Source organism: Thiocapsa rosea (assembly GCF_003634315.1).
GTDB classification, from domain to species: Bacteria; Pseudomonadota; Gammaproteobacteria; order Chromatiales; family Chromatiaceae; genus Thiocapsa; species Thiocapsa rosea.
The window spans coordinates 5680294-5693865 of sequence record NZ_RBXL01000001.1 but is presented as its reverse complement, the minus strand read 5'-3'; the positions used below and the strand labels follow the sequence as shown (position 1 = coordinate 5693865).

The 13572-nt window shown below is 64.3% G+C and carries 13 protein-coding genes; 7 read left to right on the top strand and 6 right to left on the bottom strand.

Translation table 11 applies throughout. The features are described from left to right. The first annotated feature begins 55 nt into the window (after nt 1-55). Nucleotides 56-1321: a phosphopyruvate hydratase gene (eno, locus tag BDD21_RS25250; RefSeq protein WP_120799512.1), complete on the top strand. Its 1266-nt coding sequence runs from the start codon at nt 56-58 to the stop codon at nt 1319-1321. 317 nt (nt 1322-1638) lie between these two features. Beyond that, entirely contained in the window at nt 1639-2271 is a 633-nt protein-coding gene (locus BDD21_RS25245; RefSeq protein ID WP_120799511.1) for a solute carrier family 23 protein, read from the top strand. Between the two features lie 57 nt (nt 2272-2328). Here BDD21_RS25245 and BDD21_RS25240 read toward each other — a convergent pair whose 3' ends face one another. From BDD21_RS25240 to BDD21_RS25225, 4 genes are all read right to left on the bottom strand, one after another. Continuing rightward, a complete protein-coding gene (locus BDD21_RS25240; RefSeq protein WP_120799510.1) occupies nt 2329-3303 on the bottom strand; it encodes a universal stress protein in 975 nt (324 codons plus the stop codon). Nucleotides 3304-3530: 227 nt separating this feature from the next. Further along, nucleotides 3531-5255 (bottom strand): potassium/proton antiporter, encoded by a 1725-nt coding sequence (locus BDD21_RS25235; RefSeq protein WP_120799509.1) that lies wholly within the window; start codon nt 5253-5255, stop codon nt 3531-3533. 840 nt (nt 5256-6095) lie between these two features. Then, complete coding sequence (locus tag BDD21_RS25230; protein ID WP_120799508.1) at nt 6096-6632, bottom strand: GNAT family N-acetyltransferase; 537 nt, start codon at nt 6630-6632, stop codon at nt 6096-6098. Further along, a complete protein-coding gene (locus tag BDD21_RS25225; RefSeq protein WP_120799507.1) occupies nt 6629-6913 on the bottom strand; it encodes a type II toxin-antitoxin system TacA family antitoxin in 285 nt (94 codons plus the stop codon). The genes BDD21_RS25230 and BDD21_RS25225 overlap by 4 nt, the downstream gene beginning before the upstream one ends. Before the next feature lie 745 nt (nt 6914-7658). On the opposite strand from BDD21_RS25225, the gene BDD21_RS25220 reads away from it, so the two are divergent. After that, the gene (locus BDD21_RS25220; protein WP_007191680.1) at nt 7659-8027 is read left to right on the top strand and encodes a hypothetical protein; all 369 of its coding nucleotides are present in this window, start codon (nt 7659-7661) and stop codon (nt 8025-8027) included. A gap of 29 nt (nt 8028-8056) precedes the next feature. Then, nucleotides 8057-8551 carry an RES family NAD+ phosphorylase gene (locus BDD21_RS25215; protein WP_245969823.1) on the top strand — a complete coding sequence of 165 codons (495 nt, stop codon included), beginning with the start codon at nt 8057-8059 and terminating at the stop codon, nt 8549-8551. Nucleotides 8552-8909: 358 nt separating this feature from the next. Here BDD21_RS25215 and BDD21_RS25205 read toward each other — a convergent pair whose 3' ends face one another. Next, nucleotides 8910-10004, bottom strand: a complete 1095-nt coding sequence (locus tag BDD21_RS25205) for a class I SAM-dependent methyltransferase (protein WP_170164903.1) — start codon at nt 10002-10004, stop codon at nt 8910-8912. Nucleotides 10005-10213: 209 nt separating this feature from the next. Here BDD21_RS25205 and BDD21_RS25200 point away from each other — a divergent pair, with 209 nt between their 5' ends. Further along, on the top strand, nt 10214-10774 hold the full coding sequence (locus BDD21_RS25200) for a hypothetical protein (protein WP_120799505.1): 561 nt from the start codon (nt 10214-10216) through the stop codon (nt 10772-10774). 33 nt (nt 10775-10807) lie between these two features. Here the strand turns inward: BDD21_RS25200 and glpQ are convergent, their stop codons facing one another. Continuing rightward, nucleotides 10808-11869, bottom strand: coding sequence for a glycerophosphodiester phosphodiesterase (gene glpQ, locus BDD21_RS25195; protein ID WP_120799504.1), 1062 nt, complete (start codon nt 11867-11869; stop codon nt 10808-10810). A 200-nt stretch (nt 11870-12069) separates the two neighbouring features. Here glpQ and BDD21_RS25190 point away from each other — a divergent pair, with 200 nt between their 5' ends. Next, entirely contained in the window at nt 12070-12771 is a 702-nt protein-coding gene (locus BDD21_RS25190) for a MarC family protein (RefSeq protein WP_120799503.1), read from the top strand. 233 nt (nt 12772-13004) lie between these two features. Then, nucleotides 13005-13547, top strand: a complete 543-nt coding sequence (locus BDD21_RS25185) for a cation efflux transmembrane domain-containing protein (protein WP_245969822.1) — start codon at nt 13005-13007, stop codon at nt 13545-13547. The last annotated feature ends 25 nt before the right edge of the window (nt 13548-13572 follow it).

Genomic DNA, 13572 nt, shown 5'->3' with positions numbered 1-13572 from the left:
ACTCGCCGCTTTTCCAACCCACCGACATCGCGCCGACAAAGCGACAGGAAACCACATGACCCCACGCATTCAATCCATCGACGCACTGGAAATCCTCGACTCGCGCGGAAACCCGACCGTGCGCGTGAATGTCCGGCTCGACAACGGCATCCTCGGCACCTCCTCGGTCCCGTCCGGGGCCTCGACCGGCGAGAACGAGGCCGTCGAGTTGCGCGACGGCGACCCGGATCGCTACGGCGGAAAGGGCGTTCGCAAGGCCGTGGCCAACGTCAACGATCTGATTGCCCCGGCCCTGATCGGCGCCGATCCGCGCGAGCAGGCGAAGATCGACCATGCGATGCTCGCGCTCGACGGGACCGAGAACAAGGCCAAGCTCGGCGCCAACGCCATCCTCGGTGTCTCCCAGGCGGTTGCCCGCGTCGCCGCCGCGGCCTGCAATCTCCCGCTTTACGCCTACCTGGGCGGTGCAGGCGCGGTGCGTCTTCCCGTCCCCATGATGAACGTGCTCAACGGCGGCAAACACGCCGACTCCGGCATGGATTTCCAGGAGTTCATGGTCTTTCCGATCGGCGCGCCGACCTTCGCCGAGGCGCTGCGCTACGGCACCGAGACCTTTCACGCCTTGCATCGACTGCTGGCCTCCAAGGGCTATGCCACCAGCGTCGGGGACGAGGGCGGATTTGCACCCAAGCTGAAGAGCAACGAAGAGGCCTGCGACCTGATCGTCAAGGCCATCCTTGCCGCGGGTTACGAGCCCGGCGAGGACATCGCGATCGCCTTGGACCCCGCCGCCAGCTCCTTCTATGAAGACGGCAAGTACCGGCTCAGCCGCAGCGGGCAGGGAGAGAAAACCGCCGCGGAGATGACCGCGCTCTTCAAGGATTGGGTGACCGAGTACCCCATCGTCTCGATCGAGGACAGTCACGACGAGAACGACTGGAACGGCTTCAAGGGCATCACGGCCGCACTCGGCGACAAGGTCCAGATCGTCGGCGACGATCTGCTCGTGACCAACACCAAGTTCATCGCCCGCGCCGTCGAAGAGCAGGCCTGCAACGCCGTGCTCATCAAGCTCAACCAGATCGGTACGGTCACCGAGACGATCGCCGCCATCGACCTCTGCCGCAAGGCCGGCTGGGGCTATGTCATCTCCCATCGTTCCGGCGAGACCGAGGACAGCTTCATGGCCGACTTCGCGGTCGCCATGGGTGGCGGCCAGATCAAAACCGGCTCGGCTTGCCGCTCGGAGCGTATCGCCAAGTACAACCGGCTGCTCGAGATCGAGCGCGAGCTAGGGGCGGCAGCGGTGCTCGGTCGCTGACGGCGGCCGGGTCACCGCGGTAGCCGGACGGCGAGCCGGCTCTGGCGCGCTTGCCAGATGGGTCTCGAGCGTCTTTACTTGAAATCCATGACTTGCCTCGCTGCCGATACCTATTCGAGAACCGGGCCTCGTCCCCCTGCCGCCGCCGATCCAGGCCGCGGGGCGATGGGTCCGGATGTCTTGCGGCGGCATCGAGACCCGCAACACCCAGCCGTCGCCGAGGGTCAGGCCACCGGCGGACGACCGAGCGACACGGATCTCGGCTTCGATCCGCAGCTCGGTATCGCACGCGTGCCGAGTCGGTGCGACGATTCGATATGCTCCGTGCCGGATCGAGGGGTCGAGCATGGTCCTTCGGGCGTGCGGGCTTCCTAACGGCCGAGCGTCCGCCCGATTTGATCTACGGGATCGACGAGCGGCCGCCATGGCTGAAAGCGCTCTTGGTCGCCGTCCAGCACGCCGCGATCATTTGTCCCACGCTGGTGCTGGTTGCGATCGTCGTTCATGCTGCGGGCGGCTCCGCGATCGATTCACAACAGGCGATGGCGCGCGGTCTCGTCGCTATCGCGATCATGACCGCCTTGCAGGCGATCCGGCTTCCCGGCATCGGCTCCGGCTTCTTTCTGCCGCCGGTCGTAACCGCGACCTATCTGCCTGCGAGCCTGGCCGCGGTGGCGGCCGGCGGACTTCCGTTGGTGTTCGGCATGACCCTGGTGGCCGGCGCCTTCCAGGTGTTCTTCTCGCGGACGATCGGGCTGCTGCGCAAGGTGTTTCCGGCCGTGGTCTCCGGCGTGATCCTGATGGCGGTCGGGATGGAGCTCTGTCGTAGAGGAACAGAGCTTTGCCGCCGGACTCTCGGGCTATCTCTCGAGCGTCGAGGCGGATCGAATCGACGCCCGGGCGACGGGCGAACGCTGCGAGGTGTCGCTCGTGTTCAGGGTGTGACTTGAGTGGCATCGATGCCGATTGCCGCCATCGTGCCGGGCACTCGGGGATGTTTCGCATGCTCAGCCGTCCAGCTCAACCGCTGTGACGAATCCCGGCGGCTTGATTGCAAGCACGGAACAATCCACCTGCTGCAGGATGGCCTCGGCCGTGTTGCCCATCAACAAGCCGGGGATCCCGCCACGACCGACCGTGCCCATCACGACAAGGTCGGCACCGAGTTTGCGCGCGAGCGCCGGGATCTTTTTTCTGGCTTCTCCGCGCATGAGGTGCGTTTTCGGTTTCAGAAAGTCCAACGCATCCTCTCCCAAGATGCCGGTGACCTCCTTCAGCAATGCCGCAAGATACGCCGCATGGCGCTCGCGGACCTGGTCGACATAGGCAGTGACCTCCGCTTCCGGGGTACTCACGACGGTCCCGCGAAGGAGCATCTCGCCGATCGCGTCCCAGATATGAACGACATGCAGATCGGCAAATTCCGACAGTGCCAGAGACCCCGCGATCTCCAGAATCCGTAGGTTCATCGCATGCCGGGTTTCCTCCGGCCGGAGGCTGTCGTCGACATCCACCGCCGCCAGGATCCGTCGAAAGGACCCTGATCCCTTGCACTTGATGGCCCAAACCGGACAGGGGCATTGGCGCAGCAGGTTCATGTCGTCGCTGCCCAACAAGCGGCCGAACCAACCCGCATCCTCCGGAGGGCGCATCACCAGGTCATGTGTGCTGCGCAGGACTTCGCGAATGATCTCGAGGTAGGGCGTTCCAGTCAGGACCTTGACCCGGATGTCGAGTCGCGGCTCGTAGGGTTTGATCAAAGACTCCAATCGGCGCAGGCGCTGTTCGGTCGCTGCAGCCTGCAAGTCCTCTGCAGTTGTGCCGCCGCCGCGAAGGCGGAATCCGGCGCTTACGCGGGGAATTACATCGACTAAAGTGAACTCGGCCTGATTGTTCTCGGCCAGCAGGACCGCGCGCTCGAAGGCGGACCTGCAGCCTTTCTCGGGATCCGCGACGAAGAGGATGTTCCTGAACCGTTTCATATCGGACTCCTGTTCGGCTCATGGTGCGGGGCGGCACCTTAAACCGCGCCCAGCGCGGTATGCGATGGTTTTGGATGGGGTTGGCCCCCGCAGACGTCACGACCGTTGGAGCCGGCGCGGTTTGAAGTATTAAAAAGACTAAATTTCAAACCGCGTCTCGCCAAGATCGAGGAAGCCTCCGACGCTGAACACAACGTGAAAATGACGCATTTCGCTCTGGGCGCGGTTTACAGGTGAGTCGGAATGCGCAGACCGACCTGAGTGATCTTGTCACCCCGAATGTCGCGGATGACGAGCTCGAGCTTCCCCAAACGAACCCGGTCCCCGACGACCGGCACTTCGTCGAGCTTGGCACACATGAATTGCTCCAAGGTCATGCCTGCCATCCCGTCCTGGACGGGCTGACCATATTGCGCCGCGACCGCACCGAGAGGCGCATTGCCCTTGAGGATGAAATCACCGAAAAACACCCGCTCGTCGAGGAATTCGGGTGCTTCCCGAGACACCAGCAGATCGCCGAGTGTTGCGGTGTCGGCGTCTTTGGCAACCAGATAGAGCCAGTCACCCGGGGCCAGGGGACCCGCGGCCTCCGGCATGAGTGTGCGGCCGTCGCGCAGCACCGCCACGGCCCAGGCGTCGCCGGAATTGCGCAGATCGCTCGCGCGACGTCCGAGCGCGCGTGTGCTCGTACCCAGATGGTAGCCCAGGATGGCGTGGCCGTCCGCCGGTCGAGGCGTCAGCTCCAGGCGTTCGTTCGGCCCCGGTTTCGCCGGGACCTCGAGCCTGAGCCGCCGCGCCAGGCGGGGAATCGTCCAACCCTGCACGGTGAGCGAGATGAGCACGACGAAAAAGGCTAAATCCAGGATCAGCTCGGCTTGCCCGATGCCCGCCAACAGAGGGAAGAGGGCCAAGATGATCGGCACGGCCCCGCGCAGTCCGACCCAGGCGATAAAGAGTTGCTCGCGCCAAGGAAACCGAAAGGGGATCAGGCACACGGCAACCGCGATGGGTCGGGCGACGAACATCAAGACCAAGGCGATCGCGAAGGCGGCCGGCGCATCCGCGATCAGGCCGGTCGGGGTCGCCAGGAGACCGAGCATCAGAAACATGCCGATCTGTGCCAGCCAGGCAAAACCGTTGTGCACTTGAAGGATGTTGTGTGATTCACGCGGCGAGTGGTGACTGAGGACGACCCCGGTCAGATAGATCGCCAGAAAGCCACTGCCCCCCAGCACCGTGGTCGAACCATAGATTGCGAGCCCTCCCGCGAGCACCAGGAGCGGGTACATCCCCCGTTCGAGCGACAGCCGGTTGGTCAGCCAAACCAGCAAATAGCCTCCGCCGATGCCGGCGACGAGCCCCATGCCCATCTGTTGCACGAACAGCGGCAGGATGTCCAGATTCGGAGCCCGATGCTCGGCAACCAACAGCTCGATGAAGGCAATCGTCAGGAAGATCGCCATAGGGTCGTTGCTGCCGGATTCCATTTCGAGCGTGGCCGCGACCCGTTCCTTGAGCTGCAAACCTCGTGCGCGCAGCAATGCAAACACCGCGGCGGCATCGGTGGAGCCCACCACCGCGCCCACCAGCAAGCCCTCAACCACCCCGAGATCCAACAACCAAGCGGTAAACAGGCCCAAGACCACGCAGGTGATCAACACGCCCAGGGTCGCCAGGACGAACGCTGGGCGCAGGCTTGTGCGGAAGGTGTCCGAACGGGTGTTGAGACCGCCGTTGAGTAGAATCACCGCCAGTGTCACGCTCCCCACCGCGTAGGCGATGTCGATATCGTTGAAGACGATGCCGCCGGGTCCGTCTTCACCCGCCAGCATGCCGACCGCCAGGAAGACCAGGAGCAAGGGCATGCCGATTCGATACGACAGCGCACTGGCGAGGATCGCCACCAGCAAAAGGGCTGCACCAATCAGGACAAAGTGGTCGATGTTGCTCATGTTTGATTGTGCCGGTCTAAACCGCGCCCGGCACGGGTATGCCATGTTTTTGGATGGGATCAGCCGTGGCGGATTTGACGACCGCGCATCAGCCGGATTCGGGTGATCCGGCAATGAATGAAGTGAAGACGAGGCGGCATGCGTCGGGCGCCGTCACCCGCGGCACCTCATCTTTCACGCCATCCAGCATGCTTCAGTGTCGACGCCGCGGAGGCTCGCCCATGGATCATAACCCGGAAGGAGACGAGCGCATGCCGCATCGGCGCTTCGGCACGCGTGCGACCCGAGCAGGCTTGGGCGCTGCCGCTAAGAAAGCCTCTCGCTCGCCGAGTGTGCGCCGAGAGAGACCTTGAACGCCGTCCTGCAGCGCCAGGCCAGCGCCTGGAAGCCCCCGAAGGTCGAGGCGAATCGGATCGACACCCGAGCGACGGGCGAACGCTGCGAGGTGTCGCTTTTGTTCTGGGTGTAAGGATTCGGTCCAGGCGTCCGAGCCCTCGGGCGCAAGGCATGCAAGGAGCGCCGCATGGCCCCGACCGGCCCGATGCCGATGCGCCGCCTGTCGTTGTCAAGTCTCTTCGGTTCCGGTTTCGGTTTTTGGCTGGGGGAAACAGGCGACAGTCTGGATTCCGCCGGAAGCGGCACCGAACCGAGCCGCTCCAGCGGCAGAAAAAACGCGTTGCGGACGCTGTCGGTCACGCTCCGGACACCTGTTTACGACCCGGATCTACCCGTCACGCAAGCCACGCGAGCGCCCGCTGTGGTGAGGTTAGCAGACGGCCGTCTCGGTTCGTTTGGTCCTACGGGCAAAAAGTAAAGACCGACCCAGCGACCCCTCGATGTTTAGGATCGGTTGCTCTGATCGAGCGCGTCCAAGCGGGGAAAGAGTTTCCGCAATACCCTCTCCGGCAATAGGAGTCGGTCGGATCGGCCCGGAAGGGCCGTAAAGCCGAAGTGCCGATAGAATGCCGCCGCCGATGGATCCTTGGCGTCGACCAACAGCGCAGCAACCGCCAGAACACGACTGGCTTGAATGACCTTTTTGCAGGCATCGGACAGCATGATCGAACCGAGTCCTCGGCCCTTGAAGGTCTCGTCGACGGCTAAGCGCCCGAGCAACGCCACTGGCACCGGATAGCGGGGAAGCTTGCGTGCCAACTCCAAGGGTAAGTCCTCCACACTCACGCTTCCTGCGCTCAAGGAGAAGAATCCTGCCGGCCGGCGTGTTTCATCCCGAGACGTGGCGACAAACACCCGCGCCACACCTCGGCGCACATCCTGCGACGCATAACGCCGCAAATAGACGTCTAGATCCTGTTGACCGCAGTGAAAGGCGTCCTTCTCGACCGCGTCATCGAGCGGCCGGATGAGATAGCTCACGAACGCTCGACCTGTTCGGCATGACGTTCCACGGCACGCTGCAAGGCGGTATTGGGTCCGTCGGGGGCATCGAGCGCGGCTAAGAACGCCTGGAAGTCCTCGACTCGTAGGGTTATCGATTCCTGCTGCTGCACGATTCGCTCGGCCGCCGCAATGGCCCGGGAGAGGACGAACTCGGACAGGTTGACTTGAGCGTAGCCAGCCGCTTTGTCAAGCAGCTGTCGGGTACGCTCGTCGCAGCGAATATGCAGGCGGCTGTCTTTGTTGGCGGTCTGGCTCATTGTGGACTCCGGAGTCGGAAGGCAGCAAAGTGTGCGCCGTACGTACGCACATGGCAAGCCGGCGGCGTGCATCGTCATTGCGCTGATCGGGATGGGGATCGCAAGAGGTTCTCCGGCGAAGACGCGAAGACACGACGTGCTCCTCTAGCCCGATCAGCGGTCACGGGGCTCAGGTATCGCGACGGCGCGGAATCTAGCCGAAGCTGACGCCCCGCCGACGCGCTCCTACGGCAGCAAAACGCGCTTTGCAGACTCCCCCGGCTGTTTAAGCCACCAATCAATTCACACCGGGAGCTGTCACTCGCGGCACTGACCTACAGCGTGCGCAAACGCCCCGGAGCGGTTGGTCAGCGGGAAAGGTTACGGGACTGCAGTCGCCGTGCAGCTGACCCACGAAGGCCGCCTGGACGTGCCGGAACGGCTGTGGTTCCATGTCGCGCAGCTCGCCGGTGAGATGGGGCTGGGCCGGGTGCGTCGATCCGAGCGACGGCATCGTAAACACGGTAACCACCACCATTCCCCGCAACGTCATGCGGCGAGTCGGGAAACCGTGCTGGCGCATCGGGCGCGGCAGCGATCAATCTTGTGCAGCTCATGACCTCACTCTGTTTGGAGATATCCCTCGGGGTAGCTGGAGCAGGCGACTGACCCGTCGCGACAGGCCGCGGGACGGGCTGGAACTTGAGCCGTGCTTGTACTGTGCGTAGAATGTGCATTTCATAAATGCCCCTTTCGGTGCAAAGCCATGGCCGCCATCTTCGCAGACGTGCTCGAATCCACGCGTGAACCCGGGACGTCGCGGTTCTCTGCATCGGGCGTCGCCGACATTCTAGGTATGCAACAGCAGGATCTGGCCGAGCTGGCGGGGGTCCATCGCAACACCTTGCGCACCCACCCGGAATCGCCAAGACTGCAATCCGCACTGCGTGACCTGATGCGCGTGTTGTCGGCCGCCGCTGCGGTGCAGCCGGACCCGCAACGCGCCATCTTTCTGGTCAAGAACGAGCCCATTCCTGCGTTCCGTCACAAGACCCTGTTGCAGTTGGTACAGGAAGGCCGGACCGAGGATGCGATCGGCTACCTGGAGTCCATCAGCACCGGGTTCGTCGGTTGATCCTCGCCGATCTTCCACCCGGCACCACGTTGTTCCGGGCGCATACCCCGCAGTGGGCCAGCCGGCCCACCAGCGGCGCAGGCGCCGCAGCCCGAGGGGGGCGGTTCAACCGAGAAGGCGTCGAGGCGCTGTACCTGTCGTTGGATGAGGTAACCGCCTTGCGCGAGTACCAGCAGACCTCACCCTTCCTTCCACCCTGCACGATGTGCTCGTACACCGCGGCGCTGCGAGACCTGGTCGACCTGCGCCAGCTCCACCACGGGGCGCCCTGGGACGAGCTATGGCACGACTGGCGCGAGGACTGGCGCCACCTGAAGTTCGAGCTGCATATCGAACCCCCGACTTGGGTTCTCGCCGATATGGTGCTGGCCGATGGCTACACCGGCATCCTCTTTCCGAGTCAGGCGCACGAGGGCGGAACCAACGCCGTGGTGTATTCAGACCGGCTCACGGATGGCAACTCGGTCACCGTCAACGACCCCGACGGGCGACTCCCCCGCGACATGTCCAGCTGGGCGCGATGATCCCCTCAGGTTGCCAGCTCCCAGCTCCCAGCTCGCTGTGAACGACGGGGGAGTTGCCAATGTCCGGTTCTGGGCGAGAGTCGGCGCTGAGCCGGTTCGCCCCGACCGACCGCTCTGCGTCCAGAACGGGCGCTCAGAGCGACGCAACGAGCGGCAGGTCTGGGTCGAAAACAGCTCGCCAACAGTCCGAGGATGTGCTCGGGAACGGGTCCCACTTCGTGTCGACAGGCCGACAAGGCCGACGAGCGGCCGGCTGATGCCCAGACCAAGACTTCATGAATCGGGCTCGGGATGGAGCCAAGTTTTGCCATCCGCCCCGTGTCGCTTCGCCGCTTGATTGCCGGGCAGCGAGCGCGGCTCATGCCGAGCGGCGGATCCGCAGTGTCGCGACGCGCCAATGGCAGGTTGCCGCGAGCGGGTCCGCGGCGATGCGGGCCTGAAGGTCTCGATAGAAATCGCCGACGATCCCGTCGCGCTCGCTCGGCGGGCGGTCGTTGCGGAGCCAACGGAAGAAGGAGGGCTCGGTGACGGCGCGGGCGAAGGCGGTGTAGGCGGCGGCGAAGGTCTCGGCGTCGCCGTCGACGGCAAACTGCGGATAGGCGCGTGCGTCGTCAGTGATGTCGAACCTGTGCTCGACGACCTTGAGTGCGCCGGACAGCGCACCGCCGGGCTGGAAGGGTGCGAGAAACTCGGCGAGGGTCCGATTCCAGGTCGGGTAGAAGATCGCCTCGTATTCGTCGGGGTCGAGCCTGCCGGATTCGACCAGGGTGCGAAGCGCGTCGTCCATCATCCGGAACAACTCTTCGGCACCGCTGCGTCCGTCGTCCGTGGATGCGCCGCCGACCACGATGATCTCGCCGCCCGGGATGAGCTCGCGGTGACGCTCCATGAGGAACCTCTCCCAATCGAGGCGGGATTGCTCGCGAAGGTCGTCCGCCGATTCCGGTTCGATCAAGGAAGCGAAGATCCCCTCCGGGATGCGGCGCGGCAGCCGCGAGAGCCAGTGCACCGTGATGGCGGTCCAGCCGACGGTGAGCGTGGCGTCGGGCATCAGCGGACCATAGAGCGTGCGACCGGCGACCAGAGGGTAGAGCGGCTCGCGACCGGTCGTGTAGGAGCGGGCAGGATCGGCGAGCAAGGCGAACAAGGACCCGAAGTCGTTCTCGGGCAAGTCGGTATGGAGCACGTTGATCGGGGTGTTTGGCCGGCGCGCCCTGAGACCGTCGAGCAGGATCTCCATGGGGCGCACCTCGTTGGTGCCGCCCGCGCAACCGTAGTCGGCGATCGTGATCGGCGCGGAGCGCTCTGCCGGCAACGGCACGGCCGCGGCGGCTGCGGCGAGGTAGCCGAACCCGGGCGCCGCTGCCGCGCCTTGGGATTCCGAATGCCGTGAATAGTAGCCTCGGCCGGCCATCACGCTGGCTTTGGGCGGAGTGGGCTCGGTATTCCCCATCGTGGTTCCTCCCGTGTTGAAACAGGTTTCGCGTGCGGCGACGACAATCGCCTACCCCGGACTCTAGTCGATGGAATGCGCCGTCGCGAGGGTCTCGGCGCGAGGAACCAGGCGCGAGGCCCCTGCACGGCGACATCGGATCGGGATAGGATGCGCGACTCGGCACAACCCCGAGCAGCATCGCTCCAACACCTTTGGTCTGCGCGCCCATGAAACCCCTACGAGACGACATCGTCCTGCGGTTTGACGTCCACTCGGTCGATCGGTTGCTCGATCGCGACGGTTCCCCGTTGGTCGGCCCGCGGATCCACCCCGAGGTCGCCCGTGCGATTCGGGCAGACGCGGCCGGGCATCCGAAGGGCTCGCGATTCCGAATCACGGCCGGCGTGCCGAGCGGCGACCTGGGTCGACTCGGTGAGGTGCGCGTGGCAATCCAAAGCCATTTTCGCGAGGAGTGCGTGGATGCGGAGGAGGAGATCCGCGCGCTGGCTCACAAGGGCCGCTGGACCTTTCTGGTCGCGTTCCTGGTCGTCGGACTCGTGATCCTGGCCAACGAGGCGATCGTGTACTGGTTCGATGGACGTTTCATTACGGTGCTGAGCGAGAGTCTCATCATCGTGGCATGGGTGACTCTGTGGGGTCCGGCCGAGACCCTGTTGTTCTCCCATTTTCCCGTCAGACGGGCGCGCGATTTGGCGCGCTCGCTCGCGTCGGCCGTAGTGACCTTAGAGGCAACGGAGATGGATCCGGATCCTCCGCGCACGTCCTGAAAAGAACGATCCTCGGTCCAAGCCGAGGGAGTTCTACTTCGGTTGGTCGTCGCCGATGAGCCCTCTTCTGAAGCGAACGGCGAGGTCCGGATGATCGGTGAAGATCCCCTCGACTCGCTGATCGACGAGGAAGAACCGCAGGAGCGCGTCGAAGTCTTCGAAGCCCTCGGGGAGTGCGTCGCGCCGAAAGGTGTAGGGGTGGACGAGGAGTCCCGCGGCATGGGCGTCGGCGACCAAGCGCGTGGTGCGATGGGCGCCGGTGTCGTCCAGGCCCTCATGGATCTGGCCGATCCAGGGGCCGATTCCGTGGGCATACTCGGCGACGGCGGCCAGACCCTCGCGAGTGCGCATCCGCTCGAAATCGACCGACAGGTCGGGCGACCAAGCGTTCTCGCCGATCAGTTGGATCAGGGGGATGCGCGTGCCGATCTCCTCGTGCAGACGCTTGAGCGTGTCGGGCTCGAAGCACTGGATGTAGACGTGATCCTCCAGGCCGCGATAGCCGGCTCGATCCAGCTCCCGCATGACGATCGGCACCGGATCCAGGCCCTCGGCGATATGCCATGCCGGGTGTTTCAACTCCACATAGATCCCCGCGGTACGTCCGGTCGATCGGTTCAGGCCGCGGATCAGGCTCAGCTCGTCTTCAAGGGTGTGGATTCGGAACAGGTCGGCCTCGGCCGGAAACCGTTCGGGAAAGATCGGTTGGCCGGTGGCGGGATTCCTCCGTTCGTGCAGACGCAGCGTGCGGATCTCGGACAGGCTGAAATCGATCGCATACCAGCGCCCGTCAGCGCGCGCGCGGTCGGGGAAGCGCCGAGCGACATCGGTGAGACCCTCCAGATAGAGATCGTGAAGGACGATCGCCTGACCGTCTCGTGTCAGAACGACATCCTGCTCCAGAAAGTCCGCACCCATCGCATGAGCCATCGCCTTGGCCGCCAGGGTGTGCTCGGGAAGGTATGCGGAGGCGCCGCGGTGGGCGATGACGATCGGGGCTCCGGCCGCGTCGGGCGCGGTATTGGACGTGGCGGCTGGTGTCGGTGTCATCGTGATGGCCATCGGCAAGAGGAAACGGAGGATTCGGCGCAGCATCGAGTGGTTCTCCAACAGAGAGGCGTGACGGGACGCGACTCGGCGTCTTGACCGTCGCGGAAGGTCCCAGCTAACCTCGTTTCGGCTGATCCGCGGCCGCTGTACCGGGTTGGCCGGATCCTTGTACGATCTCGCGCAGAAACGAGAACCGAGCATGTCATGCCGGATGCCGTCGACCCCAAGAACATGGATACATCGGTATGACACCCTCACGGATCGCTGTTTTGATCATTCTGCTCCTGTTGCCGTCCATCGCGCTGGCAGCGGACGAGGGGGGCTACCGGCTGGGCTTTCTCCAGATCATCGGGCTCTTTATGGTGACGCTCGGGCCGCTGAAGATGATTGCGCCGTTCGGGCGCGTCACGTCAAGGTTGACGTCGGCCGAGCTGCATCGCCTCGCGTTCGCGAGCGTGCTGATCGGAACCGCCGCCGTTGTTTTGGGCGGCGGTCTCGGCAGTCTTCTCGCAGCCAACTGGGGCGTCTCCACGCCGATCCTGACGATCTGCACCGGCCTGATCTTCTTTTTGATCGCCCTCCGCACGGTTCTCGCGCAGTACGAGCCGGCGTTGCCTGCAACACTCGCGGACGACACGGTACCTTCGCCGTTCAGGATCGCCTTTCCGATGGTCGTCACGCCCTATGGGATCGCCGCTGTGGTGGCCTTGCTCTCGCTGTTCCAGGACGACTTGACCCGGATGCTTCAGGTCTTCGCCGCACTGATTGTCGTGATGGCGATCAACCTCATCACGATGCTCTACGTACGGACCATCCTGAGCCCCTTGCCGGCGGCCCTGCTGCAGCTGCTCGGTGCCGTTCTCGGTGTCCTGCAGGTGGCGTTGGCGCTGCGCATCCTGTTGATTGGGTTGCGGGATCTGGGGCTTGCGGTCAATCTGCACGGATGATACTGGTGGTCCGGCGATCGGGGCGGCTCGATGAATCCATCGGGCTCCCCTTAAACCGCGCCCAGTGCGGTATGCGTCGTGTGTTGGATTGGCTTGGCCGCGCCGGCTCCGACGGCCGCCGGAGCCGGCGCGGTTTAAGATTCTGCCAAGAGGCTTCCGCAATGAGTGGTTGTTGCGACAACGAGTGTTCCATCGATGCCCTGCGTGAACGGCAACGCGGGACGCTATACAGCGTGCTCGGCATCAATGCCGTCATGTTCCTGGTGATCGCGACAGGCGCGTTCTACGGAAACTCGACGGCGCTGCTGGCCGACAGTCTCGATAACCTCGGCGACGCTTTGACGTACGGGCTCAGCCTGTACGCCGTGTCCAGAGGCGCCGTCGTCAAGGCGAAGGTCGCGCTCTTCAAGGGCGCTCTGATCTTCCTGGCGGCGTGCGCAGTGGCGGCCCAGATTGCCTACAAGCTGGTGGTGCCCAGCGTCCCCCTCTTCGAGGTCATGGGCCTGTTCAGCCTTCTCGGTCTTGCCGCAAACTCGCTGTGTCTCTACTTGCTTTGGCGGCATCGTCACGACGACGTGAACATGAGCTCGGTATGGGAGTGTTCGCGAAACGACATCGCATCGAATCTGTCGGTGTTTGTCGCGGCTGGAGTGGTCTGGCTCACCGGGTCGGGCTGGGCGGACATCCTGGTGGCAATCGGTCTCGTATGGCTGTTGCTGCGCTCTGCGATGCGCGTCATTTCGTCGGCCATGGCGGAGCTGCGTGCTGCGGCATGAGGCGACGTCCGTTGGGCGGAAGCCC

Bases quoted from the DNA above. Each gene is read 5' to 3' on its own strand.
- eno (WP_120799512.1), top strand. From the start codon at position 56: ATGACCCCACGCATTCAATCCATCGACGCACTGGAAATCCTCGACTCG.
- BDD21_RS25245 (WP_120799511.1), top strand. From the start codon at position 1,639: ATGCTCCGTGCCGGATCGAGGGGTCGAGCATGGTCCTTCGGGCGTGCG.
- BDD21_RS25240 (WP_120799510.1), bottom strand. From the start codon at position 3,303: ATGAAACGGTTCAGGAACATCCTCTTCGTCGCGGATCCCGAGAAAGGC.
- BDD21_RS25235 (WP_120799509.1), bottom strand. From the start codon at position 5,255: ATGAGCAACATCGACCACTTTGTCCTGATTGGTGCAGCCCTTTTGCTG.
- BDD21_RS25225 (WP_120799507.1), bottom strand. From the start codon at position 6,913: ATGAGCCAGACCGCCAACAAAGACAGCCGCCTGCATATTCGCTGCGAC.
- BDD21_RS25220 (WP_007191680.1), top strand. From the start codon at position 7,659: ATGGCCGCCATCTTCGCAGACGTGCTCGAATCCACGCGTGAACCCGGG.
- BDD21_RS25205 (WP_170164903.1), bottom strand. From the start codon at position 10,004: ATGGGGAATACCGAGCCCACTCCGCCCAAAGCCAGCGTGATGGCCGGC.
- BDD21_RS25200 (WP_120799505.1), top strand. From the start codon at position 10,214: ATGAAACCCCTACGAGACGACATCGTCCTGCGGTTTGACGTCCACTCG.
- glpQ (WP_120799504.1), bottom strand. From the start codon at position 11,869: ATGCTGCGCCGAATCCTCCGTTTCCTCTTGCCGATGGCCATCACGATG.
- BDD21_RS25190 (WP_120799503.1), top strand. From the start codon at position 12,070: ATGACACCCTCACGGATCGCTGTTTTGATCATTCTGCTCCTGTTGCCG.